Annotated in this window: 24 protein-coding genes and 1 pseudogene; 13 read left to right on the forward strand and 12 right to left on the reverse strand. The window is 71.0% G+C overall.

Going from position 1 to position 25726, the window contains the following annotated elements; all coding sequences use genetic code 11:
- Nucleotides 1-24: 24 nt before the first annotated feature.
- A pseudogene (locus tag MM440_RS02090) lies at nucleotides 25-930 on the reverse strand (HAMP domain-containing protein); the annotation flags it as partial.
- A 49-nt stretch (nucleotides 931-979) separates the two neighbouring features.
- Nucleotides 980-1852 carry an SGNH/GDSL hydrolase family protein gene (locus MM440_RS02095; protein ID WP_241441530.1) on the reverse strand — a complete coding sequence of 291 codons (873 nt, stop codon included), beginning with the start codon at nucleotides 1850-1852 and terminating at the stop codon, nucleotides 980-982.
- Nucleotides 1853-2006: 154 nt separating this feature from the next.
- Between MM440_RS02095 and MM440_RS02100 the strand changes: the two genes are divergently transcribed.
- From MM440_RS02100 to MM440_RS02120, 5 genes are all read left to right on the forward strand, one after another.
- The gene (locus tag MM440_RS02100) at nucleotides 2007-2696 is read left to right on the forward strand and encodes an alpha/beta hydrolase (protein WP_241441531.1); all 690 of its coding nucleotides are present in this window, start codon (nucleotides 2007-2009) and stop codon (nucleotides 2694-2696) included.
- A complete protein-coding gene (locus MM440_RS02105) occupies nucleotides 2654-3163 on the forward strand; it encodes a prolyl oligopeptidase family serine peptidase (protein WP_241441532.1) in 510 nt (169 codons plus the stop codon). The genes MM440_RS02100 and MM440_RS02105 overlap by 43 nt, the downstream gene beginning before the upstream one ends.
- A gap of 182 nt (nucleotides 3164-3345) precedes the next feature.
- Entirely contained in the window at nucleotides 3346-3909 is a 564-nt protein-coding gene (gene ahpC / locus MM440_RS02110; RefSeq protein WP_241441533.1) for an alkyl hydroperoxide reductase subunit C, read from the forward strand.
- Between the two features lie 158 nt (nucleotides 3910-4067).
- Entirely contained in the window at nucleotides 4068-5648 is a 1581-nt protein-coding gene (gene ahpF, locus MM440_RS02115) for an alkyl hydroperoxide reductase subunit F (protein ID WP_241441534.1), read from the forward strand.
- Nucleotides 5645-6571, forward strand: coding sequence for a LysR substrate-binding domain-containing protein (locus MM440_RS02120; RefSeq protein WP_241441535.1), 927 nt, complete (start codon nucleotides 5645-5647; stop codon nucleotides 6569-6571). Before ahpF ends, MM440_RS02120 begins: the two co-directional genes overlap by 4 nt.
- Before the next feature lie 229 nt (nucleotides 6572-6800).
- Here the strand turns inward: MM440_RS02120 and MM440_RS02125 are convergent, their stop codons facing one another.
- The 3 genes from MM440_RS02125 to MM440_RS02135 all read right to left on the reverse strand — a co-directional run bounded on the left by MM440_RS02125 (nucleotide 6801) and on the right by MM440_RS02135 (nucleotide 9169).
- On the reverse strand, nucleotides 6801-7367 hold the full coding sequence (locus MM440_RS02125) for an ATP-binding cassette domain-containing protein (protein ID WP_241441536.1): 567 nt from the start codon (nucleotides 7365-7367) through the stop codon (nucleotides 6801-6803).
- A 255-nt stretch (nucleotides 7368-7622) separates the two neighbouring features.
- A complete protein-coding gene (locus MM440_RS02130) occupies nucleotides 7623-8399 on the reverse strand; it encodes an ABC transporter permease (protein ID WP_241441537.1) in 777 nt (258 codons plus the stop codon).
- Nucleotides 8396-9169 carry an ABC transporter ATP-binding protein gene (locus tag MM440_RS02135; RefSeq protein WP_241441538.1) on the reverse strand — a complete coding sequence of 258 codons (774 nt, stop codon included), beginning with the start codon at nucleotides 9167-9169 and terminating at the stop codon, nucleotides 8396-8398. Before MM440_RS02135 ends, MM440_RS02130 begins: the two co-directional genes overlap by 4 nt.
- An 86-nt stretch (nucleotides 9170-9255) precedes the next feature.
- Here MM440_RS02135 and MM440_RS02140 point away from each other — a divergent pair, with 86 nt between their 5' ends.
- Nucleotides 9256-10014, forward strand: a complete 759-nt coding sequence (locus MM440_RS02140; protein WP_241441539.1) for a TetR/AcrR family transcriptional regulator — start codon at nucleotides 9256-9258, stop codon at nucleotides 10012-10014.
- Nucleotides 10015-10107: 93 nt separating this feature from the next.
- Here the strand turns inward: MM440_RS02140 and MM440_RS02145 are convergent, their stop codons facing one another.
- Nucleotides 10108-11745, reverse strand: a complete 1638-nt coding sequence (locus tag MM440_RS02145; protein WP_241441540.1) for an alpha/beta hydrolase — start codon at nucleotides 11743-11745, stop codon at nucleotides 10108-10110.
- Nucleotides 11746-11907: 162 nt separating this feature from the next.
- Between MM440_RS02145 and MM440_RS02150 the strand changes: the two genes are divergently transcribed.
- Nucleotides 11908-13605, forward strand: a complete 1698-nt coding sequence (locus tag MM440_RS02150; protein WP_241441541.1) for an FAD-binding dehydrogenase — start codon at nucleotides 11908-11910, stop codon at nucleotides 13603-13605.
- 19 nt (nucleotides 13606-13624) lie between these two features.
- Here the strand turns inward: MM440_RS02150 and MM440_RS02155 are convergent, their stop codons facing one another.
- Entirely contained in the window at nucleotides 13625-15361 is a 1737-nt protein-coding gene (locus MM440_RS02155; protein ID WP_241441542.1) for a VWA domain-containing protein, read from the reverse strand.
- A 24-nt stretch (nucleotides 15362-15385) separates the two neighbouring features.
- Nucleotides 15386-16201, reverse strand: a complete 816-nt coding sequence (locus MM440_RS02160) for a vWA domain-containing protein (RefSeq protein WP_241441543.1) — start codon at nucleotides 16199-16201, stop codon at nucleotides 15386-15388.
- Between the two features lie 207 nt (nucleotides 16202-16408).
- Between MM440_RS02160 and MM440_RS02165 the strand changes: the two genes are divergently transcribed.
- Genes MM440_RS02165 through MM440_RS02175 form a run of 3 tightly spaced genes read left to right on the forward strand, consistent with a single transcriptional unit; the run spans nucleotide 16409 to nucleotide 19712 of the window.
- Complete coding sequence (locus MM440_RS02165; RefSeq protein WP_241441544.1) at nucleotides 16409-17296, forward strand: SGNH/GDSL hydrolase family protein; 888 nt, start codon at nucleotides 16409-16411, stop codon at nucleotides 17294-17296.
- An 8-nt stretch (nucleotides 17297-17304) separates the two neighbouring features.
- Entirely contained in the window at nucleotides 17305-18663 is a 1359-nt protein-coding gene (locus MM440_RS02170; protein ID WP_241441545.1) for a hemolysin family protein, read from the forward strand.
- Entirely contained in the window at nucleotides 18660-19712 is a 1053-nt protein-coding gene (locus MM440_RS02175) for a hemolysin family protein (protein ID WP_241441546.1), read from the forward strand. The genes MM440_RS02170 and MM440_RS02175 overlap by 4 nt, the downstream gene beginning before the upstream one ends.
- Nucleotides 19713-19782: 70 nt before the next feature.
- On the opposite strand, the gene MM440_RS02180 is transcribed toward MM440_RS02175, so the two are convergent.
- From MM440_RS02180 to MM440_RS02195, 3 genes are all read right to left on the reverse strand, one after another.
- Nucleotides 19783-20328, reverse strand: coding sequence for an SDR family NAD(P)-dependent oxidoreductase (locus MM440_RS02180; RefSeq protein WP_277626240.1), 546 nt, complete (start codon nucleotides 20326-20328; stop codon nucleotides 19783-19785).
- 14 nt (nucleotides 20329-20342) lie between these two features.
- Nucleotides 20343-21629 (reverse strand): PPOX class F420-dependent oxidoreductase, encoded by a 1287-nt coding sequence (locus MM440_RS17195; RefSeq protein WP_338155591.1) that lies wholly within the window; start codon nucleotides 21627-21629, stop codon nucleotides 20343-20345.
- A gap of 64 nt (nucleotides 21630-21693) precedes the next feature.
- Entirely contained in the window at nucleotides 21694-22317 is a 624-nt protein-coding gene (locus MM440_RS02195) for a LysE/ArgO family amino acid transporter (RefSeq protein WP_241441547.1), read from the reverse strand.
- Nucleotides 22318-22358: 41 nt separating this feature from the next.
- Between MM440_RS02195 and MM440_RS02200 the strand changes: the two genes are divergently transcribed.
- Genes MM440_RS02200 through MM440_RS02210 form a run of 3 tightly spaced genes read left to right on the forward strand, consistent with a single transcriptional unit; the run spans nucleotide 22359 to nucleotide 24112 of the window.
- Complete coding sequence (locus MM440_RS02200) at nucleotides 22359-23261, forward strand: LysR family transcriptional regulator ArgP (protein WP_241441548.1); 903 nt, start codon at nucleotides 22359-22361, stop codon at nucleotides 23259-23261.
- 33 nt (nucleotides 23262-23294) lie between these two features.
- Entirely contained in the window at nucleotides 23295-23627 is a 333-nt protein-coding gene (locus MM440_RS02205; RefSeq protein WP_241441549.1) for an ArsR/SmtB family transcription factor, read from the forward strand.
- The gene (locus MM440_RS02210; protein WP_241441550.1) at nucleotides 23624-24112 is read left to right on the forward strand and encodes an SRPBCC domain-containing protein; all 489 of its coding nucleotides are present in this window, start codon (nucleotides 23624-23626) and stop codon (nucleotides 24110-24112) included. Before MM440_RS02205 ends, MM440_RS02210 begins: the two co-directional genes overlap by 4 nt.
- A 30-nt stretch (nucleotides 24113-24142) precedes the next feature.
- Here the strand turns inward: MM440_RS02210 and MM440_RS02215 are convergent, their stop codons facing one another.
- On the reverse strand, nucleotides 24143-25726 hold the full coding sequence (locus MM440_RS02215; protein ID WP_241441551.1) for a fatty acyl-CoA synthetase: 1584 nt from the start codon (nucleotides 25724-25726) through the stop codon (nucleotides 24143-24145).

The following is a 25726-nucleotide window of genomic DNA, read 5'->3' on the forward strand; positions in this document are numbered from 1 at the left end:
CATGATGCCGCGGTCGTCGGACTTGCTGAGCAGCAGCAGGTCGTCGACGAGGTGGGCCAGCCGGGTCGTCTCGGAGTCCATCAGCTCGCCGAGACCGCTCCAGGTCTGCCCGCTCGGGTCGGTCTGGGCGACCTCGATCGACGCCCGCAAGGTGGCGAGCGGCGAGCGCAGCTCGTGACTCGCGTCCGCGACGAACCGCCGCTGTGCGGTCTGCCCCGCCTCGAGCCGGGTCAGCATCGCGTTCATCGTGCGGGCGAGCTGGGCGATCTCGTCGTCGTTGGGCGGCACCGGCACCCGGTCGTGGAGGCGGGCGCTGCTGATCCGGTCGACCCGCGAGCGGATCTCGGCGACGGGGCGCAGCGAGCGGCCGACGATCCACCAGGCCGACAGCCCGCTCACCACCATGAGGAAGGGCACCCCGGCGAGCAGGATCAGGCCGGTCGTGCGCACGGCCTCCTCCTGGCTGTCCTGACTCGTTGCGAGCTGCACGACGTAGCTGTGCCCCTGGTGGCTCGCCCGGCGGGCCATGATCACCAGGTCGGGGTCGTCGTCGGGGGTCCACCACGGACGCACCCCCACGAGCTCGTCCTCACCGGCGGGCGGGTCGAGCGTGGGCATCGAGCCGGCCGTCCGCGAGGTCGAGGCGTAGACCACCTCGCGGGTCGCGCGGTCGACCACCTCCACCCGGAAGCCCTCCGCGGTCAGCGACTCCTGCAGTCCCGAGACCTCGCGCGGGCCGGACGTGCTCACCATCGTCGCCACGTCGTGCACGTGCCCGGACAGGGTCTCGACCAGGCTGTCGGTGAGCGCGCGATGCAGCAGCTGGGTCAGCGCCAGGACGCCCGCGAGGAGCGGCACGGCGACGATGAGCACCGCCACGACGGTGAGCTGCTGACGGACCCCGCGGCTACCGGGGCGAAGGAAGGCCATGCGGCCATTGTCCAGGTCGGGCGGCCGCGAGGACGGGCGCACGAGCCGGTCAGTCGGCCGCGGTCGCGGTCGACGAGTTCGTCAGGGCCTTCAAGATCTCGGCCGCGATGAGCCGGTGACCGGCGGCGTCGGGGTGGTCGCCGTCGTCGGCCAGCAGGGGGGTCGGGTCCAGGTCGCCCCCGCCCTTGAACGGCTCGTAGAGGTCCACGACCGTCGCGCTCTGGCCGATCGACGTGACGAGGGCGGCGTTGAACTGCGTGGTGAGCGTGTCGTTCGCCCGGCGCGTCGCAGCGTCCGTCACGACGTCACCGTCCTGGAAGACGTTCCAGTAGGTCGTCACGAGGACCCGGGCCTTCGGGGCCAACTGGTGCACGAGCGCCACATCGGCAGCCACGGAGGCCGTCGCTGTGGCGACCCTGGGTGCCCAGGTGGCGGAGGAGGCGGCCGTGATGCCGTCCTCGAGGTCGGCCAGGTCGTTGGCGCCGGTGGTGACGACGACCAGGTCGGCCCCCGAGACGGCCGTGCGGGTCGTGGGATCGCTGCGCAGCGACTCCGCCAGGTCGGTGCTCGTAGACCCCGCCTCACCGAGGTTGTCGACGCTCACCGGGTGGCCGAGCCGGGTCTGCAGCGACTGGGCGACCAGCTCGGGATAGGCGGCGCAGTCGCACGCGCTGCCCTCAGGCACCGAGTCACCGAGCGCGACGACCCGGTGGACGTCCGGGAGAGGCCTGCTCGTCGCGGGAGCGGTGGCGTTGGCGGCCCGGCCGTCCGCGCCTCCGGCGGCCGGCCCGGACGGTTGCGCCGCCGCGACGGCGGCGAGGCGGTGCGCCAGACCCGGCAGCTCCGGGATGGCGACCACGGTGCCGGCGACGGTCAGCAACCCAGTGGCAGCGAGGGCTACCGAGGTGGGCGCACGACGCATCGACACGATCCTTCCGACTACCGCCTCCCCCGATGGTCGCACGGGACGCCGTCTGCGGGCTGAGCGGACGCTGAGCCCGTGGTGTGACGTCGTACCCTGGCGGGCACACTCGTCCGCAGCGGACCGACGTGGATGCTGGGGGTCAGGGGGGTCGATGGGACCGACGTCGCTCAAGGTGGTGCTGCTGGTCGGCGCCCTGGCGCTCGCCGTGCCGGTCGTGCTGGGAGTGCTGGTGGCGCGCCGGCCAGGTCGGCTGCGCACCCGCATCCTGCACGGGGTCGGCGTAGCCCTCGCCGTCCTCGCCTCACAGGTCCTCGCGGTCGGCGCCCTGGGGCTGGCGCTCAACCGGGATCTCACGCTGTTCCCGACCTGGGGCAGCGTCGTCGACGCCGTCAACGCCGACCCGAGCGACGCCCTCGCCCAGGTGGGCATCGCCCCCCAGCAGGACGGCCTCGGGCTGGGACCGGACCAGCTCAAGTCCGTCCGCACCAAGGGCTACGCGCTGCACCACAAGCAGCCCAAGGGTGCGGCCGGCGTCTACCGCGACTATGTCGTGACCGGGCCGAAGAGCGGGGTGACCAAGAAGGTCGTGGTGTGGCTGCCACCGGGTTACGACTCCGGCCAGTCGGTCGCGAACCTGCCGGTCATGATGGTGCTCGGCGGGGCGTACGTGTCGCTGGACTGGACGGTGGACTTCCTCTACTTCGGCGAGGAGGCCAGCCGGCTCATCGCGGCCAAGAAGGTTAAGCCGTTCATCGCCGTCTTCCCCGACATCAACGTGCAGGCGCCCCAGGACACCGAGTGCGTGGACTACCCGAGCGGGGTGCTCGCCTACCGTGGCTGAGCACGGACATCCCGCACTGGGTCACGCAGACCTTCCACAGCTCGACCGACCGGCGGCGCTGGAGCGTGCAGGGCTGGTCGCTCGGCGGCTACTGCGCCGCCAAGCTGCAGGCCAGCGACCCGGGCCGGTTCGTCGCCGCCGCCGCGGTCCAGGGCTACTTCGAGCCCGAGCCCGACGGGACGACCGGCGCGCTCAAGCTGGACCTGATGCGCAGCGCGGCCCTGCGCAACAAGGCCAGCGTGAGCAGGCTGATCCGCAACAAGACCCCACGCGACCAGCTGCGCCTGCTCGCCATCTCCTCGCCGTCCGACGCCCAGTCCTACGACCAGACCGCCGCGTTCGGCCGAGCCGTGGCTGGACGTCCCGGCGTGCGGGTGGTCATGGTCCCGGGCCAGGGACACACCCTCGCCGCCTGGCTCGGCACGCAGGAGCAGGTGCTGCCGTTCCTGCTCAACCACCAGCCCTGAACCACTGAGCCGACCACGGCCACCAGCACCGCCGACGTCGATCGAGTGACCTGGATCGCATTGGCCGACCCTATCGTCGGGATCGAGACAATCGATCGACCACGCCTTGGGTTAGGTGGTGTTTCGATATAGACTGTTTATCGACAGTCATCCACCGAACGAACTCCACGAGGTGTGTACGCATGGCCCTGGTCAACACCAAGATCCTCCCCTTCTCCACCACCGCCTTCAAGGACGGTGCCTTCGTCGACGTGACCGACGCCGACGTCCTCGGCAAGTGGGCGATCTTCTTCTTCTACCCCGCGGACTTCACCTTCGTCTGCCCCACCGAGCTCGGTGACCTGGCGGACTACTACGACGAGCTCAAGGGCCTGGGTGTCGAGGTCTACTCGGTGTCCACCGACACGCACTTCGTGCACAAGGCCTGGCACGCCAGCTCCGACACGATCGCGAAGATCTCGTACTTCATGCTCGGCGACCCGAGCGGTGTCATCACCAACAACTTCCAGAACATGCGTGAGGGCCAGGGCCTGGCCGACCGCGCCACCTTCCTGGTCGACCCGGAAGGCGTCATCCAGTTCATGGAGGTCACCGCCGAGGGCATCGGCCGCAACGCCGCCGAGCTGGTCCGCAAGGTCAAGGCCGCGCAGTACGTCGCCGCCCACCCGGGTGAGGTCTGCCCGGCCAAGTGGGAGGAGGGAGAGGTCACCCTCGCCCCCTCGATCGACCTCGTGGGCAAGATCTGAGTCGTCCCACCGTCGCGACGCCCCGACCACCGGCGGTGGCCGGGGCGTCGCTGCTCAGCGCACCAGCCTGACCCCACCAGCCTGACCTGACCCCACCAGCCTGACCCCACCAGCCTGAAACCTCCACGCCACCACCACATCTCGCAAGGAGCCTCGTCGTGCTCGACGCCAACCTGCTCGCCCAGCTGAAGACCTATCTCGCCAACGTCACGGCGCCGATCGAGCTGGTGGCGTCCCTCGACGAGCGGCCCAAGTCGGCCGACCTGCGCGCGATGCTCACCGAGATCGCGAGCCAGTCCGACCTCGTCACCGCGCGGTTCGACGGCACCGCCGAGCGCCGTCCCAGCTTCCGCATCGAGCGGGTCGGCACCGACGTCGCCGTCGAGTTCGCCGGCCTCCCCCTCGGCCACGAGTTCACCTCCCTCGTGCTGGCGCTGCTGCAGGTCGGCGGCCACCCGGTCAAGGAGGACGAGGACGTCATCGCGTCGGTGCGTGACCTCGAGGGTGACCTCGAGTTCGTCACCTACATGTCGCTCAGCTGCCAGAACTGCCCCACGGTCGTGCAGGCGCTCAACGCCATGAGCGTCCTCAACCCGCGCATCAAGCACGTGGCCGTCGAGGGCTCGCTGTTCCAGGACGAGATCGACGCCCGCAAGATCATGGCCGTCCCCACGGTCTACCTCAACGGCGAGCTGTTCGGCTCGGGCCGGATGGACGTGGCCGATATCGTCGCCAAGCTCGACACCGGCGCCGGCGCCAAGGTCGCCGCCAAGCTCAACGCCGTCGAGCCCTTCGAGGTGCTCGTCGTCGGTGGCGGCCCCGGCGGTGCTGCAGCGTCGATCTACGCCGCCCGCAAGGGAATTCGCACCGGCCTGGTCGCGGAGCGCTTCGGCGGGCAGGTCCTCGACACGATGGCGATCGAGAACTTCATCTCCATCCCCTACACCGAGGGCCCCAAGCTGGGTGCCGAGCTCGAGGCGCACGTCAAGAACTACGACGTAGAGCTCTACAAGGGTCTCGCGGCCACCAAGCTGGTGCCGGCCACCGAGCCGGGCGGCCTCGCGACCGTCGAGCTCGGGCCCGATGCACGGCTGTCGGCGAAGTCCGTCATCGTGGCGACCGGCGCGCGCTGGCGGCACATGGGTGTGCCGGGTGAGCAGGAGTACAAGAACAAGGGCGTCACGTTCTGCCCGCACTGCGACGGGCCGCTCTTCAAGGGCAAGCGGGTCGCCGTGATCGGTGGCGGCAACTCCGGCATCGAGGCGGCCATCGACCTGGCCGGCGTCGTCGGTCACGTCACCGTGGTCGAGTTCCTCGACGTCCTGCGCGCCGACGAGGTCCTGGTCCGCAAGCTGAAGAGCCTGCCGAACGTCGACATCGTGATGAGCGCCCGCACCACCGAGGTGCTCGGGGACGGCGACCAGGTCACCGGCCTCGACTACGAGGACCGCGTCACCGGTGAGCTGAAGCACCTCGACCTCGAGGGCATCTTCGTGCAGATCGGGCTGCTGCCCAACACCGAGTGGCTGCAGGGCACCCTCGAGCTGAACCCGCGCGGCGAGATCGTCGTCGACGAGCGCGGCGCCACCAGCGCCGACGGGATCTTCGCGGCCGGCGACTGCACCACCGAGCCGTTCAAGCAGATCGTCGTCGCCATGGGCACCGGCTCCACCGCCGCCCTCTCGGCGTTCGACCACCTCATCCGCACCTCGGCCCCGACGAGCGACGAGGCTGCATGAACCTGCGCGACCTGGAGTACCTGGTCGCCCTCGACGAGCACCGCCACTTCGGCCGCGCCGCAGCCGCCTGCTACGTGAGCCAGCCGACGCTCTCCACGCAGGTCAAGAAGCTCGAGACCGAGCTGGGCGTGCCCCTGGTCGAGCGTGGTGTGCGCCGCGTCCTGCTCACCCCCGCCGGTGAGCAGGTCGCGGCTCGCGCCCGCATCATGTTGGACGAGGCCGCCGAGATCCGCGTGCTCGCCGACCGGGCCCGCAACCCGCGCTCGGGCACGCTGCGGCTCGGCATCTTCCCGACGCTCGCGCCCTACCTGCTGCCGCACGTCGTGCCGACGCTCAGGCGCCGGTTCCCCGACATCGAGCTGCGCCTGGTCGAGGAGCGCAGCCCCGAGCTGCTCGACCAGCTGCGCGCGGGGCGGCTCGACGCGGCCGCCCTGGCCCTGCCGGTCGCCGACGACTCGCTGCACAGCGAGCCGCTGTTCCGCGAGGACTTCCTGATGGCGGTCCCCGACGGTCACCAGCTCACCCAGCTGCACCGGCCGCTGCGCCCTGCCGACCTCGCCGGGGAGCCGCTGCTGCTGCTGGAGGACGGCCACTGCCTGCGCGACCAGACGGTCGCCCTCTGCCGCGTGTCGGGCGCCATCGAGCACCAGGAGTTCCAGGCCACCAGCCTGGAGACGCTGCGTCACATGGTGGCCGCCGGAGCCGGCTCCACGCTGCTGCCCGCGATGTCGGTCTCCCCGCCGGTAGCGCCCGCACCCGGTCTACGGCTGCTGCCGTTCGCCGCCCCCGCACCGCACCGCGACATCGCCCTGTTCTGGCGCGGGTCGAGCGCCGTGGCCGAGCTCGTGCGCGACGTCGCCTCGGTCCTGCGCAACCCCCCGGGAGCCGCGGTCACGCCCTGGCAGCCCAAGACCAGCGGGTGATGCACCACCCCAACTACTTGAACTCTCCACAAACGGGGACGAAGGTAGACCCATGGGCAGGGGTCGTCTCGGTGGTGCGTCGCGCGTGCGCCGACCCGTCCGCCGGCTCCAACGCCGCGCCGTCCGACCCGACGCTCGCGCACTGCTCGTCGTCGTCCTGACGCTGCTCGCGCTCGGCGCGGCCGCCCTCCTCGGCCCGACGACACCGGCGGCCACAGCGGCGCCAGCCTCACTCCGGCTCCCCGCCACGGCGCCCGCCGACGCCGGCGAACCGGTCCCGGCCGGGCCTACCCCGGCCACCGCGGCGCCGCTCGGACGCGGGTCGAGCGCCGGGGTGCTCCCCCGCAACACCGGGATGGGTGCCTGTGCGGGCTAGGTCAGCGACGCTGCCCGTGAACTGCACCAGTCCGCCGTGGTGACCGCCGTCGGGTCCGAGGTCGATGACGTGGTCGGCGGCTGCGATGACGTCGAGGTCGTGCTCGATGACGATGACGGTGCGGCCGCCGTCGACGAGGTGGTGGAGCAGGTCAACGAGCCGGCCGGTATCGATCGGGTGCAGGCCGGTGGTGGGTTCGTACAGGACGATGATCTCGGCACCGGCCGTGAGCTCCCGGGCCAGCTTGAGGCGCTGTCGTTCCCCGCCGGACAAGGTGGTGAGGTTCTGGCCGAGGGTCACGTAGCCGAGCCCGACCTGTGCGGCCGTGGTGAGCAGGCGGGTGAGGCGGGTGTCGGTCAGGTGGTCGTGTGCCTCGTCGATGGTCAGCTCGAAGACGTCCGCGATGGACAGCCCGTTCACTGTGTGTCGTAGGGCCCCGGGGGGAAGCGTCGGCCTGCACACGTCTCGCAGGGGGTGGTGACGGAGTCTGCGAAACCGAGGTCGATGAAGGTCAGGCCTGTGCCGTCGCAGGCACGGCAGCCCCCGTCGGCGTTGGGTGAGAAGAGCCCGGCAGGCTGGCCCGTCGCCTTGGCGTAGATGCGGCGGATCTCGTCGAGCATGCCGGTCCAGGACGCCAATGTCAGGCGTCGCGCAGACCTAGTCGGTCAGGCAGGGTCAGGCGTCGAGGTTGCGGTAGGCGCGCACGGCGAGGGGCGCGAAGACCGCCGTGACGACGCCTGACGTGACCAGCGAGAGCATGACGGCGTGCTGTCCGGCCCAGGTGGTGGAGGTGAAGGTCGGTGACCCGGTCAGCTCGCGGACTGCGTTAGCGGCTGCTGACAAGGGGTTCCACTCGGCGACAGCGCCCAGCCAACGAGGCATGGTCGCCGGATCCACGAAGACCGACGAGAGCATGCTGATCGGCCACACGAGAATCTGAACCGCGACGACAACCTCAGGCGACGTGGCGCGCAGACCAGCGAACAGTCCGAGCCAGAGCAGCGCGAAACGGAAGGCGAGGAGCACCAGCGCGGCCTCGACGAGACCAGTCCAGCTGCCGGGTCGCCACCCCATGAGAAGGCCGGCTGTGCAGGTCGTGGCCAGCGCGAGCAGCGAGGCCGCCATGTCGGCCAGGCAGCGTCCCGCCGGCACGGCCGCGCCCGAGATGGGTAGGGATCGGAGCCTGTCGGTGATCGCGTTCTTCGCATCCGTGGTGATCGCGAGCATCGTTCCTTCCAGACCGAAGAGCATCGCGACGGCCAGGACCCCTGGGACCGCATACCAAAAGTAGGTGGGTAGGTCGCCGGCGATGGCGCCACCGAGCAGGCCCCCCATCATGAGCAGGACCAGAGTCGGGAAGAGCAGATTGACCAGGAAGGGGACCGGCTGGGCTCGCCAGTGGCCGAACGTCCGACCGGCAAGGACGATGGACTGGGTGATGGCGCGGGTCATCGGTTCTCCTCGGCGGTCGTCGGGCCGTACAGGGTGAGGTAGAGGTCTTCGAGGGACGGTGGGCGAGTCTCGATCCGTGGGGGTCCCGCGAGGAGGCGCAGCTCGTCGATGGATCCAGCCAGGGCCACCGACCCGTCACGCAGGAAAACGACGTCGTCGGCCAGGGCATCTGCTTCCTCCAGGTACTGGGTCGTCAGGACCACAGCGGTCCCCTTGTCGACCAGCTCGCGCACCGCGTCCCACAGCGAACGGCGAGCCACCGGGTCCAGGCCAGTGGTCGGTTCGTCCACGAACAAGACACGCGGACGGTTAATGAGCGCCACCGCAAGATCGATGCGTCGGCGCATCCCGCCCGAATACTGGCCAACCGGACGTCCCGCCGCCTCGACGAGGTCAAACTGCACGAGCAGCTCCGCGGCCCGCTGTCGCGCCGCAGCGGGAGCCAGCCCCAGCAGGCGCCCGAACAGGACGAGGTTCGCGCGACCCGACAACACCTCGTCCAGAGCTGCGTACTGACCCACCACACCGATCCGGCGCCGCACCGCAGAGCCGCTGGTTCTGATGTCGGCCCCAGCGACGCGAGCGCTACCACCCGTGGGGCGCGTCAGCGTCGTCAGCATCCGCAACGTCGTCGTCTTCCCCGCACCGTTCGCACCCAGCAGCGCCAGCACCCGACCCTCTTCCAGGCGAAGGTCCACGCCGTCGACCGCAGCCGCCTGCCGACCTGGGAACCGCTTCGTCAGCCCCTCTGCCTCAAGGACCACCGTCATCCCGAACTCCTCTCTAAGGCATCCGTACCGTACATTGTACGGTACGGATGGCGGATATATTCCCGGTACGAACAAGGAGGTCAGCGATGAAGCCGTCCAGGGACGCCCGCTCAGGCGGCGAACCCGACCCGCTCCGCCTGCTCCAGCTCCTGTGGAGCCCCGCCACGAAGATGGGCCGGTCCGGCACGACGCTGGACGCCGTGGTCGAGCGTGCGGTCACCCTGGCCGACGCCGACGGGATCGGGGCGCTGACGATGCGCCGCCTCGCCGACGAGGTGGGTGTGGGTGCCATGACCCTGTACGGCTACGTCCCCGGCAAGCCAGAGCTGGTCGAGCTGATGATCGACCGCGTGGCCGCGATGACGTACGCGGGACGTGACAAGCCCGCCGATCTGCCCGACTGGCGCGCCGCTCTACGGCACATCGCGACCAGCAACTACGAACACGCCGTCGAGCACGGCTGGATCGGCGACGTGGCCCCGGCCAGGCCCATCCTGGGGCCCGGACACCTGGCGAAGTACGAGGACGAGCTCGCCCCGCTGGACGGTATAGGTCTGGACGACCTGGCCATGGACCAAGCCCTGACGCACGTGCTCGCCACCACGCAGCACGCAGCCCGATGGCAAGTGGCGATGGACCGGGCTCGTGCCGAGAGCAAGCTCTCCGACGCGCAGTGGTGGCAGACGGTCGGCCCTCGCCTCAGCGACATGCTCGGCGACAACGACCTGCCCATCTCCAGCCGCGTGGGCCACACCCTCGCCAATGCCGGCGACCCCCCAGGGTTCTGTGCACGTGCCGTCGAGACCATCGTCGGGGACCTGGAACGACGAGTTGGGCGACCTTGAGGCGGTAGCGGGGAAGAGGCCCCCGCCGCACGCGACAGCCGGTCCCCCTCGTGGCGAGGGAGACCGGCTGTCGGGTGTTGCTCAGCGGATCACTCAGAGGGCCGCCTGAGCGTTCTCGAGGGACTCGCGCAGGTCACGGGACATGCCCGAGCGGGTCGAGCCACCGGTGCTACCGGACTTGGCGGCCGTGGGCGCGGGGTCCGGAGCCGGCACCGGGTCGCACTGGACGTCCGAGCGGTTCTTGCCCTTGACCCGCGGGTCGAGCTTGCCGGTGAGCAGGTAGTCCGCGATCCGGTTGTCGGTGCAGGCCACGCCGGACAGCGAGCCGGAGTGGGTGGTGCCGCCGACGCCCTCGATGAGGACCGACTTCCGGAACGTGGCGCGGGTCTGCAGGGCGCCGGAGTACGGCGTGGCGCCGTCGTTGGTCTCGGCGATCATCAGGATCGGCGGCACGCCCTTGTCCTTGACCTTGACGGCCTTCTTGGCCGCCTTGGCGGGCCAGTAGAGGCACGGCATGTTGTAGCGCGCGTTGGCCCAGGTCTCGAACGGAGCCTGCTGGTGGACGCGCCAGTTGTCGACCTCCCACTTGTGCCAGCTGGTCGGCCACTGCACGTCGGTGCACTGCACGGCGTTGTAGACCGCGTAGGTGTTGTCCGAGCCGGGGCCGGCGCCGTTGGCGTCGTCGTAGGCGGCGACGACGGGGCCGTAGTCGCCCTTGACCGCGGCGACGAGCGCGGCGGCGGTGTCCTCCCAGCCATAGACGTAGTAGCCGGCCGACAGGAACGCGTCGGTCCACTCGTCCGGACCGATCTTGCCGGCGAACGGCGCCTTGCGGGTCTGCTCGAGCATGTTGAACCACAGCTGGCGGATCTTCGCGCCGTCGGTGCCGAGGTGGTAGGTGGCGTCGTGCTTGGCCACCCAGTCGAAGAAGATGCTCATGTTGCGGTCGAACGCGACGTCCTGGTCGAGGTTGGCGTCGTACCAGACGCGCTTGGCGTTGACGACGCCGTCCCAGACCATGCGGCGGACCCGCTCGGGATACATCGTCGCGTAGACCTGACCGAGGTAGGTGCCGTAGGAGAAGCCGTAGTAGTTGATCTGCTTGGCACCGAACGCCTTGCGGATGCTCTCCATGTCCTGGACCCAGTCGGTGGTCTTCATGTGGTCGAGCAGCTCACCGCCCGCCTTGGCGCACGCGTTGGCGTAGCCGGCGGCCTTGTTCATCCAGACGATGTTGGACTGGCGCGAGTTCGGCACGTAGTCCGGCCGGTTGTAGCCGAAGTAGTCGCCGTCGCAGGTGAGCTTGGGCTGGCTGGTCCCGACGCCGCGCGGGTCGAAGCCGATCCAGTCGTAGGGGTCGCCCGCCTTGTTGGGCACGAAGCCGCCGAGCCGCGCGAGGTTGAGGCCGGAGCCACCAGGACCACCGGGGTTGACCAGCATGATCCCCTGGGCCGCGGAGTCCGCCGTCTTGTGCTTGATCCGGGAGACGCCGATCTTGATCTTGGTGCCGTTCGGGTTGGCGTAGTCGAGCGGCACGGTGAGCAGTCCGCACTCAGCCTTGGCGGCGACCATGGCCTTGCTCGCGCAGGTGCCCCACTCGATGGGTGGCGGTGTGTAGCCGGGCGGCGTGCGGTGCCCCCCGGTGGACTCGGCGGCGGTGGCGGTGGGGACTGCGACGAGACCCACACCGGCGACGCTGAAGGCGAGCAGGGCTGAGGCGAGCTTCTTCATCCTGGTCTCTTTCGGTCGATGGCGATCCTGATGGTTTTCACACCTAACCACCAAGAAGACGCCCTGCCCACCCCCAACACGTAGAACTCTGATCACTGACAGTGATTTCATTCCTCCCTGCAGCGGGAACTTCTCGGCCGGCTCTTAGGTGAGGATGGGGCCATGACTCCTCACCTTCCCGGTCCCGCCCTCGACGACAGCCACGCCGACCTGGTCGTCGTCGGAGCCGGTCTCGCCGGGCTGGTGGCCGCCGCCGAGGCCGCGGATCTCGGGCGCACGGTGCTGGTCCTGGACCAGGAGCCGGCGCAGTCGCTCGGCGGTCAGGCGTTCTGGTCGCTCGGCGGGCTGTTCCTCGTAGACACCCCCGAGCAGCGTCGGATGGGGGTGCACGACTCGCTCCAGCTCGCCTGGGCGGACTGGCTCGGCAGCGCCAAGTTCGACCGCCCCGAGGACCACTGGCCCCGGCAGTGGGCGCGCGCCTACGTCGAGTTCGCGGCCGGCGAGAAGCGAGCGTGGCTGGCGGCGCAGGGTCTACGACTGATCCCCGTCGTGGGCTGGGCCGAGCGCGGTGACGGGCGCGCCGAGGGGCACGGCAACTCGGTGCCCCGCTTCCACCTCACCTGGGGCACCGGACCGGGCGTGCTGGAGCCATTCGTGCGACGGGTGCGCGAGCACGTCGACGCCGGGCGGATCCGGCTGCTGTTTCGCCGACGCGTCGACGGCCTGGTGCTCGAGGGTGGGGCGGTCACCGGGGTGCGGGGTGCGGTGCTCGCCCCGAGCGACGTCGAGCGCGGTCGGCCGAGCTCGCGCGAGGAGGTCGGCGAGTTCGCCGTCCGCGCGCAGGCCGTCATCGTCACCTCGGGCGGCATCGGCGGCGACGTGGACCTGGTCCGTCGCGCCTGGCCCGCTCGCCTCAGCACTCCGCCGCGCGAGGTGGTCGTCGGCGTCCCCGCGCACGTCGACGGACGCATGCTCGCGATCGCGCAGGACGCCGGGGCGAGCCTGATCAACCCGGACCGCATGTGGCACTACGTCGAGGGCCTGCGCAACTGGGACCCGATCTGGCCCCAGCACGGCATCCGGATCCTGCCGGGACCGTCGTCGCTGTGGCTGGACGCCCGGGGTCGACGACTGCCCGCCCCGTTCTACCCCGGCTTCGACACCCTCGGCACCCTGCGGCACCTGCGCGGCACGGGCTACGACCACAGCTGGTTCGTGCTCACCCAGAAGGTCATCGAGAAGGAGTTCGCGCTGTCCGGGTCGGAGCAGAACCCCGACTTCACCGGCAAGGACCTGCGGCTGCTCGCCTCGCGGCTGGGGTCCGGCGCGCCCGGGCCGGTCGAGGCGTTCAAGCAGCACGGCGCGGACTTCGTCGTCGCCGACACCCTCACCGAGCTCGTCGACGGCATGAACCGCGTCGGTGGTCCGGGCGACGACGGCACCGCCCTGATCGACGAGCAGGAGCTGCGCGCGCTGATCGAGGCCCGTGATCGGCAGCTCGCCAACCCGTTCGGCAAAGACGCCCAGGTCAGCGCCATCCGCGCCGCCCGGCGCTACCGCGGCGACCGGATCATGCGCACGGCCGCCCCGCACGCGTTCCTCGACCCCGCCAACGGGCCGCTCATCGCGGTGCGGCTGAACATCCTCACCCGCAAGACCCTCGGCGGCCTCGAGACCGACCTCTCCGGCCGCGCGCTGCGCCCCGGCGGGGAGCCGCTGCCCGGGCTCTACGCCGCCGGCGAGGTGAGCGGCTTCGGCGGTGGCGGCATGCACGGCTACAACGCCCTCGAGGGCAGCTTCCTCGGCGGCTGCCTGTTCTCCGGGCGGGTCGCCGGCCGCGCCGCCGCCTCAACCTTGTAGCCCTCCTGCGCACACTCACTCAGCTGGCGGGGCGGACGCCCTCGGGTCGGACGGGGACGAGCGCGTCGACCAGGACGTCGCGGACGGTGGCGCCCTTGTCGCCGTTGAACGCCGAGCCACCGGCAGCACCCGCGATCTGGCGCAGCACGCCGAGGTCGGCCTCGGCGCCGATGCCGATCAGGATCAGCTTGACCGGGCGCTGGGGCGTGGTGGCGGCCTTGACCTTGGTCAGCAGCGCAGGTAGACCGATGGTCTTGGGGTCCTCGTTCTTGCCGTCGGTGAGCACGATGACGACGTTGGCGAGCTTCGGGTCGTAGGTCCGCACCGCCTGGTCGTAGGCCGCCCAGATCGTGTCGTAGAGCCCGGTCCCGCCGCCGACCTGCGACCGGATCGACCCGAAGGCGCGCAGCACGTTCTCGCCGTGCGTGGTCGATCCCTCCTTGGCCGAGACCGGCGCGACGGGGGCCAGCTGCTTCCAGTCCTGACCGGGTCCGCCGCGGTTCTCGGCGAACAGCCACAGGCCGACCCGCGTGCCGGGCGGCACCTGCCCCATCGCCTCGCCGGCGCTCTTGGTCGCGGCGTCGATGCGGGTCATGCCGTTTGCGGTCTTGTACTTCATCGACCCGGACGCGTCGATCACGGTCAGCAGCCGCAGGTCGCGCGACATCGAGGCCCAGGTGCTCATGGTGAGGTCTACGAGACCGGGGGTCGGCCGCACGACGACCTTGGGCTGGGCCGGCATGCCGGGGACACCGGGGCCGGCGCCATCGCCGACGCGCATCCCGGCCTCGGTGAGGGCCGCCTGCCCGGAGTCCCCGCGCAGCGCGGCCAGCAGCTGGGTGACCTCGTTGCTCACCTCCTTGGTCGAGGAGGTGGTGAACGGCGTGAACTGCAGCGCACCCACGCCCTCGGACGGCACCAGGGCCGAGAGAGGGGCGTTCGGGTGGTCCTTGTTGAAGGCGGCCATCGCCTGCTCGCTGAGCGGGAAGACCGCGGCGTCCTTGGCCGCACCGGCCGCACCCTGCAGCAGGGCGGCGTCGGTCGAGGCTGTGCGCGACAGCGGGATGACGGCGTTCGTCAGCGCCTTCTGCCCGGCGGTATTCGAGGCGGTGCCCGTCCACGCGGCGAGCAGCATGACGGCGGACGTCGTGGACTGGTCCGGCTTGGCGACGCGCAGCTTGTCGCCCACGGACCCGACGATCTGCAGCCAGGGCCGGGACCCGTCGCCGAAGGAGGACAGCGCCTTCGGCACGGCGAACGCGATCGGGCTCGAGGCGATCGGGGCCCCCGACGCGACGACGGTGCCCGCCTTGGCCTTGTTGACCTGATCGGCGTAGATCGGGGAGTCGGGGATCCACAGCGCCGGCAGGTCTGTGCCCGTCGTGATCCCCTGCGCCGCGATGACCGGTGCCGCACCGGTGACCTGGTAGTCCGCGCAGCCGCCGGCCGACCGCAGCTGGGTCGCGACGGAGCGCACCACGTCGACGATCTGGGGGGCGACGCTCACCCGCACCGGCGTCGTCGTCGCGCACGAGCTCGCGGAGCCGCCGGCCGCCGCCTGGCCCGCGCCCGCACCGCCGGCCGCCGAGCCGGAGGCGGACGAGGCCGGGGTGTCCGGGCTGGAGACGCAGGACGACAGGACGAGGGCCGCGCCGGCGACGACACCCGCCATCCCGTGGCGCGTGGCGGGCGCCCCGCCTGGGCGGTGGCCTCGAGCGAACGGGCCGTGGACGGGGGCGCGGTGCTTGCCGGTCATGATCGGTCTTCCTGGGTGAGGGGGTCAGGGAGCGGTCAGGGCGTCCGCGACGACCTGGCGGCCGACGGTGGCGGCCGAGTCGGCGGAGTCGAAGGAGTAGGCGCGGCCGCCGGCCATCGAGGCGATCTGCTGGGCTGCGGCGAGGTCGGGCGAGGGTCCGACGGCGACCACCGCGATCGCGATGTCACGGTCGGGCGAGGACGCGGCGATGATCGCGTTGTTCATGGTGGCGCGGTCCATCCCGGTGGCCGGGATCTCGGCGCCGCCGGTGAAGACGACCATGACGTTCTTGACCGACGGCTGGAAGGTCTTGTTGGCCGCCGCCCACCCCGCCGCGGTGGCCTCGTGCACCGGCCGGTTGCCCGAGCTCGACGCCTTGAGCGCCTGGACGTCCGCGGTGATCACGTCCCGTCCGCGCTCCTCGCCCTCCTTGCCGCCGAGCGCGTGGCTCACCACCTGCCGCAGCGGCCCGCCACCCCCCGGGAACGTGTAGACCGTGAGCGTGGACTGGTCGGTCAGCGAGTCCAGCATCGAGACCAGGGCGGCCTGCTGCGTGATCAGACCGGCCCCGTTGCCGCCCTTGGCGGCCGTGACGGAGGAGGCGTCGACGAGGACGGTGACCTTGGACGTCAGCGTCTGGGGGATGGCCGCCGGGGTGCTGGGCGCCGGGTCGCTCGGGTTCTGGGTCGCGCCGGACCCGGCATCCCCGGGCGTGGTGGAGTTCGACGTGCCCACCGACGGCGAGGCCTGGGTGACCGTGCCGCCAGGGGAGGCCGTCGCGGCCGGGTCCGCGGACCGGTTCGACCACCACGAGGCTGCGACGACGAGCGCGACGGCCACGCACGCAGCGCCGATCCACCACAATCCGGTGCGCTTCCTGCGCGGTGCTGAGTGCCGACCCACGGGAGCAAACTAACCCGACTCGAGGGCGATTTGTTCAACATTCATGTACTTCACCCGGGTCGTCACCATGCGTCAATTTTCGTCACGTATTGTCCACCATTTCCGCCGATGAATCCGCCCGTTTGTCACCTAGAGTGGTCAGTGATGTCACCGCAGCGTGTCCACCGTCTTCCCCGCAGCCACCAGCAGCGTGCGGGCCGCTTCGTCGTGATCGGCGACTCCTTCTCGGAGGGGGTGGGCGACCCGCACCTGCTCTACCCCAACGGCGTCCGTGGCTGGGCCGACCGGCTCGCCCGCCAGCTCGGCCGCGCCGACCCGGACTGGGAGTACGTCAACCTCGCGCTGCGCTCGCGCACCCTCGAGGAGGTCGCCCGCCACCAGCTGGAGCCGGCCCTCGCCCTGCGCCCGACGCACCTGTCGTTCTACGCGGGAGGCAACGACCTGCTCTCCCTGCGCCTGGACGTGGACGCCCTGCTCACGGACTACGAGAGCGTGCTGCGCCGGCTGGTCGCGACGGTGCCGCAGGTGCTGGTGTTCACGACGTTCGACACCCGGACGACCTTCCTGCTGGAGCCGCTGCGCCGGCGGGTGCTCACGTTCAACGACGGGGTCCGACAGCTCGCTGCCCAGCACGGCGCCCAGCTGCTCGACCACACGCTGGTGCGCGAGTACGACGACCCGCGGCTCTGGGCACCCGACCGGATCCACCTGTCCGCCCAGGGGCACAAGCGGATGGCAGCGCTCGTGCTCGCCGAGCTGGGGATCCCGCACACGCTGCGGCTGCGCGAGCTGGAGCCGACGCAGCCGAGACACTGGCGCCGGACCGCCGTCGACGAGCTGGCCTTCGTGCGCTCCGAGGTCGTGCCGCTCGTCCGTCGCCGCGTGACCGGGGTGCGCGAGAGCGACACCATGGTGGCCAAGTGGCCCGTGCCCGTGCACCCCTCGGACGGGCTCAAACGCCTCGCCGGCTCGATGTCGGGCGCAGCCCTGAGAGAACGCTCAGGATTCGTCCAGACGCGGGACCTAGCGTAGATCTCCCCATGACCTCGCTCGCTCTCGGCCTGTTGGTCGTCATCCTCCTGACCGTCGCCACCGGCTACTTCGTCGCCCAGGAGTTCGCCTACGTCGCCGTCGACCGCGGGCAGCTGCGCCGCCTGGCCGACGAGGGCGACGCCCAGGCAGCCCGCGCCTACGAGATCACCGAGCGGCTCTCCTTCACCCTCTCCGGCGCTCAGCTGGGCATCACGCTGACCGCCCTGCTCGTCGGCTACGCAGCCGAGCCGCTGATCGGCGAGGGGCTGGCCGAGGCCCTCGGCGGCACCGGCCTCCCCTACGCCGCCCGGCTGTCGCTGTCCGTGCTGGTCGTGCTGATCTTCTCCACCGCCCTGCAGATGGTGATCGGCGAGCTGGCCCCCAAGAACCTGGCGATCGCGCGCCCCCTGCCGCTGGCGCGGGCGCTCGCGCGCTCGACCCACCTCTACCTCACCGTCGCCGGGCCGATCATCCGGCTGTTCGACTCCTCCTCGACCCGCCTGCTGCGCGCGGTCGGCATCGAGCCGGTCGAGGAGTTGGCCCACGCCGCCACGCCGGACGACCTCGAGCGCATCGTCGACGACTCCGCCAGCGAGGGCGCGCTCGACCCCGCCATCTCCCGACTGCTGGACCGCGGGCTGCGCCTGCGCGGGCTCACGGTCGCGCAGGTGATGACCCCGCGGGTGGACGTGCAGACCATCTCGGCCTCGGCGCCGCTGACCGAGCTGCTGGACCTGACCGAGCAGGGCCGCGCCCGCTTCCCCGTGGTGGACACCGACAACGACGACGTGCTCGGGGTCGCCGGGTTCACCGAGATCCTCTCGGTCCCCGGCCCGGAGCGCGCCACCACCTCGGTCGGCGACGTGGCCCGCACGGCCGTGGTCGTGCCGACCACGATGCCCGCCCTCTCCGCGCTCGAGGCCCTGCGCAGCGCGCACCAGCAGATCGCCGTCGTCATCGACGAGTTCGGCGGGCTGGCGGGCGTGATCACGTTCGAGGACCTGGCCGAGGAGGTCGTCGGCGAGATCCGCGACGAGGACGACGTCGACGAGCCGACGGGCGGTGCCAACCCGGACGGCTCGTGGACGGTTCCGGCGATCACCCGGCTCGACGAGCTCGACGTCGCCACCGGGCTCGAGCTCGCACCGGGCCCGGGCTACGACACCCTCTCGGGGCTGGTCATCGCCACCCTCGGCCGGCTGCCCCGCGAGGGCGAGGCCATCGTCGTCGACCTGCGACCGCAGCACGTCGACGGCTCCGACGAGCCGCACGTCGGCCAGGTGCGCATCCACGTCGACGAGCTGCGGCGGCGCGTCCCGGCGGTCGTCACGATCACCACGGTCTCGAAGGACGGTGACCAGCGATGAACGTCGGTGCAGCCCTCCTCGTCTCCCTCGGTCTGCTGGTCGCGAACGCGTTCTTCGTCGCGGCCGAGTTCGCCATCGTCGCGGCCAAGCGGCACCGCCTGGACTTCCTTGCCGCGCAAGGCAGCTCGGCCGCGCGCGCTGCTGTCCGCAACAGTCGTGAGCTCTCGCTCATGCTGGCCGGCGCCCAGCTCGGCATCACCTTGTGCACCCTGGCCCTCGGTGCCCTAGCAAAGCCCGCCATCGCCGGGCTGCTGGCCGACGGCCTCGGCCTGGTCGGGGTGCCGGACGCCGTGTCCACGGTGATCGGTGTGGTCCTCGGCGTGTCGATCGTCGTCTTCCTGCACATGGTGGTCGGCGAGATGGCGCCCAAGTCGTGGGCCATCTCCGACGCGGAGCGCAGCGCGGTCCTGCTCGCCTGGCCGTTCCGCGCGTTCGTCGTGGTCACCCGCCCGCTGCTCACCCTGCTCAACCACCTCGCCAACCTGTGCCTGCGGGCCGTCAAGGTCGAGCCGCAGGACGAGCTCGCCAACGTGCACGGCCCGCAGGAGCTGCGCATGCTCCTCGACGCCTCCCGGCACGACGGGCAGCTCCCCGACGACCAGCACCGGATCCTCTCGGGCGCCCTCGCGCTGCACGAGACCCCGGTCTACGACGTGACGCTGCCGCTCGCCGACGTCGTCGAGGTCCCTTGGACGGCAACGGCGCTGGAGATCGAGCGGGCCTCCCGCGACTCCGGCCGCTCCCGCCTCGTCGTGGTCGACGACGCGGGCACGCCGGTCGGGCTCGTGCACGTGCGGGACGCCGTCCGGGCCACCGCTCGTGGCGACCTGGACCTGCGGGCCGGCGACCTGGTCTACGACACGGTCCGGCTGGACGAGCACGAGAACCTGCTCGACGCGGTGTCGGTCATGCAGGAGGAGCGCAGCCAGCTGGCCTTCGTCACCCGCGCCGGCCGCGTCGTCGGCATCACCGCCCTGGAGGACCTGCTCGAGCGGATGCTCGGCGAGTTCGACGACGAGACCGACCCGGCCGTCGCGCCCTCTCGCTGACCTGGTGACGAGGGCGCCACGGTCTACTGGATCGTGAAGCCGCCGTCGATGGCGAGGGTGACGCCGGAGATCATCGTCGAGCGGTCGGGTTTACCGCGTTGACGCGGATGCCGTAGGGCCCGAGCTCCAGCGCGCTCACCCGCGTGATGTTGTCGACGGCCGCCTTGGACGAGCCGTAGGAGATGTGCCCCTTGAGCGCGACGAGGGACGCCTGGCTCGACACGTTGACGATCGAGCCACCGCGACCCGCCTCGATCATGCCGGGGGCGGCGAACTTGGTGACCAGCAGCGTGCCGCGCGCGTTGATCGCCATCACGCGGTCGTAGACCGCCATGTCGGTGTCCTGCGGCGTCGCGATCTCACCGCCGTTGCCACCGCAGTTGACGACGCCGAACCACTGGTGGGCACCCACCGCGTCGGCGACCTCGTCGTCCTTGGTCAGGTCGAACGTCACCGCGGTGGCGCCGGTCTCGGCGCAGAGCGCGTCGAGCTTGCTGACATCCCGCCCACTCGCGTAGACCTCCACGCCCGCCTTCGCGAGACGGCGGACGGTGGCGGACCCGATGCCTCCCGAGGCTCCGGTGACGAGGTACTTGCCGGGCTCGAGATCAGACAGCGTGGCTCCTGGGGCTACGGTCGGTCGACGTCCACGCGCAGGACGGCTCGGTCGCGCTCACCGCGGCTGGCGACGCGCTCGACGACCTTCATGATGTGGTACTCGAAACGGTACTTCTGCTCGAGAAGCCGCTCCACGCGGGCCAGCTCGCGTGAATCGGTGCTGACGACCGCCGTCCCGGGCACACGCTCGGCTCCGTCGGCAACCCGACCGCGCCGGTCGCACGGGGTCACCTCGACGCGCTGGGTGTGCTTGAGCCGCTTGAGCTTTCCCACCCCGAGCGGGGTGGTGAAGGCCAGGTGGTCACCGTCCTGCACCACCCACATCGGCGTCGACACCGGCTCTCCCGAGCGGCGGAAGGTCGTGACGCTGAGGAAGGGCTGGTGGCCGAGCCGCTCGGTGAGCGTCAGCGGCTCCGGCGGCGCTGCCTCGCCGAGCACCCGAGCCGCGATCTCGGCCGCCACCAGGTCTGGATGCGTCTCGGGGAGCCAGTGCGTCGCGTCCACCTCGACGAATCGGTAGTCGGCGGAGACGTGCTCGCCGGTGCGCTCGGCACCGGCGCGACCGAGGTAGGCGTCCTGGTTGCCCCAGACGAACGTGGTGGGCACCGTCACGCTGGTGCCCCGCTCGGTCTTTGTGCCGGGGCTGGCGGACGCACCGGTCTTGGCGGTGGAGCGGGAAGTCTGGTGGCGCAGAGCGCGATACCAGTTCAGCGGACCGCGCAGGTCCTCCGGTCGACGGAACCTGGCGGCATAGTGCCGGGCCGGCTCGGCCGGCACCCCCAACCGGGTGAGCCCCTGCTCGAAGCCACCGCCGAGCGGCCCGAGGACGAGCTGCTCGGGCAGGCGTGGGACCTGCACGGCGAGCATGTACCAGCTCTTGAGGCCCTGGGTGCTGTGCCGCAGCGCCCACCCCATGGCGTCGGGGTGCGGCACCGACAGGGCCGTCAGCGACGCCACCCGTCCGGGGTGCCGGATCGCGACGGCCCACGCCACCGCGGCCCCCCAGTCGTGGCCGACCAGGTGGGCCTGCTCCAGCCCGGCCTGGTCCAGCATCGCCAGCACGTCCGCGACCAGCTCGCGCATGACGTAGGCGGCCGGGTCGTCCGGCCGGGCGCCACGCGAGTAGCCCCGCTGGTGCGGTGCCAGCGTCCGCAGGCCCCGGTCGTTGAGCAGCGGACGCACCTCGTCGTAGGCGTGCGCGTCCTGCGGGAAGCCGTGGAGCAGCACGACGGGCGTGCCGTCGACGGGCCCGGAGTCGATGACGTCGAAGGTCAGGCCGGATCGGGTGAAGTGGTCCACGGCCCGACCCTACGCCGCGACGGTCGCCGCTGACAGGGCAAGTCGGGCGGATGGACCGCCCTGGTCAGACGAGGGCCAGGCGCGCCGCGAAGCCGAGCATGGTGACCCCGATGACGACGTCGATCCAGCGCCAGGTGCGGGGCTGGGCCAGCGGCCGGCGCAGGGCCCGGGCGCCGTACGCCAGCCCGGTGAACCACAGGACGCTCCCGGTCGCGGCCCCTGCCGCGAAGACCCAACGGTAGGAACCGAACTGGTTGGCGAGGCTGCCGAGCATGACGACCGTGTCGAGATAGACGTGCGGGTTGAGGTAGGTCAGCGCCAACGTGGTCGCCACCACCGAGCCCTTGCTCGCGGTCGCCGCCATCTCCAGGGCGTGGGGACGGGCGGCGGTCCGGAACGACGAGATGGCGAACCACGCCAGGTAGGCCGCCCCCAGCCAGCGCAGCACCACCAGCACGTCGGGGTGCTGCTGGACGAGCAGACCCACGCCGCCCGTCCCGAGCGCGATCAGCAGCGCGTCACTCAGCAGGCAGATCAGCGCCACCGTCCCGACGTGGTGGCGCAGCACCCCCTGACGCAGGACATAGGCGTTCTGCGCGCCGATGGCGATGATCAGGGCTAGGCCGGCCAGGAGTCCGGACACGAATGGGCTGCTCACACCTGCAACGGTAGGAGGGCGATCGCACATCAGTCCAACGAAAGATCCTTAACGATCATTAGCATGGCTTCATGCAGCTCGATCAGCTCCGCACCCTGCAGGCCATCGTGGTCGAGGGCAGCTTCGAGGGGGCGGCCCTCGCCCTTCACGTCACGCCGTCGGCGGTGAGCCAACGGATCAAGGCCCTGGAGGCCGAGGTCGGTCGCGTGCTGGTGCGACGGTCTACACCGTGCGAGGTGACCGACGCGGGGGCCCCGCTGCTGCGGATGGCGCGCCAGGTGGATCTGCTCGAGGCCGAGGCGCGCAGCGAGCTGGGCCTGGCCGAGGGACGACGCACGATCGTCTCGGTCGCGATCAACGCCGACTCCCTCGAGACCTGGCTCAAGCCGCTGCTGCACGTCGCCGCCACCTGGCCGGACCTCTCTCTGCACATCGAGGTGGAGGACCAGGAGCACAGCGTCGACAACCTGCGCCGCGGCCAGGTGTGCGGCGCCGTCTGCGTTGCGCCGCAACCGGTCTCGGGGTGTCGCGTGGTGCCGCTCGGCGCGATGCGCTACCTGCCGGTGGCTGCTCCGGCGCTGCGGGACGCCCACCGGCTGGGCCGCTCGGTGGACTGGTCGGCGATGCCGGTGATGCAGTTCAACCGCAAGGACGACCTGCAGGGCGCCTTCCTTCGCGAGCGCGGAGTCGAGACGGCACCCCCGACCGCACAGGTGCCGTCCCCCAGCGGGTTCTACGAAGCCGTGCGCGCCGGGCTCGGCTGGGGCCTGGTGCCGGAGCTGCAGCTGGCCGACGACCTGCGCACCGGCCGACTCGTGCGCCTGGACGCCCGGCGCCACGTCGACGTCGAGCTGGCCTTCCAGGTGTGGTCGCTCGCCTCCGAGCCGGTCACCCGCCTCACGGCGGCCATCACCGACTGCGCGCGGGCCCTGCGGCACGGACCGGCTCCGCGACAGAACGAGTCCCACCTCTAGACAGGTGACTATTTGGTCACCTATGGTCGAGGGGTGAACGACGACGACCTGGTCTTCAAGGCCCTGGCCGACCCCACGCGCCGGGCCCTGCTCGACGCGCTGTTCGAGCGGGACGGTCGGAGCCTGTCGGACCTGGAGCAGGTGGTGACCGAGACCACCGCCATGACGCGGTTCGGGGTGGCCAAGCACCTGCGGCTGCTCGAGGACGCCGATCTCGTCGTGAGCCGCAAGCAGGGCCGGGAGCGTCTGCACTTCCTCAATCCCGTGCCCATCCAGGCGATCCACCGCCGGTGGATCGACAAGTACACCGCCACGACGGCGAGCGCCCTGCTCGACCTGAAGGACCGACTGGAGGAAAAGCCATGAGCGACAACACGACCCAGGTGTTCCGGATCTACATCGACGCCCCCGCCGAGCGGATCTGGGAGGCCATCACGACGTCCGAGCTGAACAACCAGTACGGCTACGGGGGCAACCTCGAGATCGACCTGCGACCGGGAGGCACCTACCGCAACTTCGCCACCCCGGGCATGGTCCAGATGGGGATGCCCGAGGTGGTCGTCACGGGCGAGGTCGTCGAGGCCGACCCGCCGCACCGACTGGTCCTGATGTGGGACCCCGTCTGGGTCGAGGAGCCGGCCACGCGCCTCACCTGGGAGATCGAGCCGACCGGCAACGGCTCGTGCCGGGTCACCCTCACCAACGACCTGACCGACGCGCCGAAGACCGCCGAGATGGTCGAGGGTGCCGGGCCTGCCACCAACGAGGGCGGCGGCGGCTGGCCGTGGATCCTCAGCGGCCTGAAGACGTTGTTGGAGTCCGGTCGCTCGATGTCGGGCAGCGGCAGCTGAGGCACCGGCGGGCGACGCTGGACCGGCACGTCAGCCCAGCGTCGTCCGCAGCTCGCGCTTGAGTATCTTGCCGGACGGGTTCTTCGGCAGTGCGTCGACCAGCACCACCAGCTTGGGTCGCTTGTAGCCCGCGAGGTGCTCGGCGCAGTGCCGCTGCACCTCCTCGACGGTGAGGCCGGACCCCTGGCGCGGCACGACGGCAGCCGTCACCGCCTCGACCCACCGGGGGTCCGGCAGCCCGAACACGGCGACCTCGGCGACGTCGGGGTGGGCGTAGATGCACTCTTCGACCTCTCGGCTCGCGACGTTCTCACCGCCGGACTTGATCATGTCCTTCTTGCGGTCGACGATCGTCAGCCGCCCGTCGGCGTCGAGCACACCGAGGTCGCCGGAGTGGAACCACCCACCGCGGAACGCCTCGGCCGTCTTGTCCGGGTCCCGCCAGTAGCCCAGGGTCGCCTGCGGGCTGCGGTGCACCACCTCACCGACCTCGCCGACGGGCACCTCGCGGTCGTCGTCGTCGACGAGCCGGGTCTGCACGTTGAGCACCGGCCGACCGGCGGATCCGGCGTGCTCGAGCTGCTCGTGCGGCGGCAGGATCGTCGCCACCGGCGCCAGCTCGGTCTGCCCGTAGAAGTTCCACAGCTGGAGGTCGGGCAGCCGCTGACCGATCTCGCGCAGCACCTCCACCGGCATGGCGGACGCCCCGTAGTAACCCTTGCGTAGGCTCGACAGGTCGGTCGAGTCGAAATCGGGGTGACGCAGCAGCCCGATCCACACCGTCGGTGGGGCAAAGAACTTGGTGATGCCGTGCTCGGCGATCGCGGTCAGCACCCGACCCGGGTCGGGCGCCGGCAGCAGGTAGCTCGTGGCGCCGAGCATCAGGTCCGGACCGAGGAAGCAGTCCAGCTGGGCGCAGTGGTAGAGCGGGAGCGTGTGCAGCTCGACGTCGTCGCCGGTCATGCCACCGTCGACGACACAGCTGTAGTACTCCGCCAGCAGCGCGCGGCTGGACAGCATCGCTCCCTTCGGTCGGGACTCCGTGCCGCTGGTGTACATGATCCGGATCGGGTCGTCGTCCCCCACGAACGGCGGCTGCCAGCCCTCCGCCGCGGTCATCAACAGGTCGGTGAATCCGGTCCAACCCGAAGGGATCTCGACCCCCTCCCCCGCGACGAGGACGCACTGTGGCAGCGGCTCGTCCACGAGGTCTACTGCGCCCTGCACCGTGCACGCGAGGTCCGGCTGGGCCGCGACGGCAGCGGCTCCACTGTGCCCGAGGATGTAGGCGATCTCGTGCGCGCCGAGCATGAAGTTGACCGGCACGAGCACCACTCCCGCTCGGGCCGTCGCCCACGCCAGCACCGCGAACTGCCAACAGTTGCGGCTCACCAGTGCCAGCCGGTCGCCGGGCTCCAGACCCAGCCGGGCCAGACCTGCAGCGACGGCCGTGACCGCGCCGTCGAGCTCGCGGAAGGTGAGCGACGTCTCACCGTCCACGATCGCCACGCGGTCGCTGTAGCGAGCAGCGCTGCGCCGAAGCACGTCTCCCAGGGCGTTGGCCCTCGATGGCTGGACGAGGTCGTCGGGCTCGATGGGCTGCTCGTGCGACAT

Origin of the sequence: Arsenicicoccus piscis (assembly GCF_022568835.1) — a bacterium.
Classification (GTDB): Bacteria; Actinomycetota; Actinomycetes; order Actinomycetales; family Dermatophilaceae; genus Arsenicicoccus; species Arsenicicoccus piscis.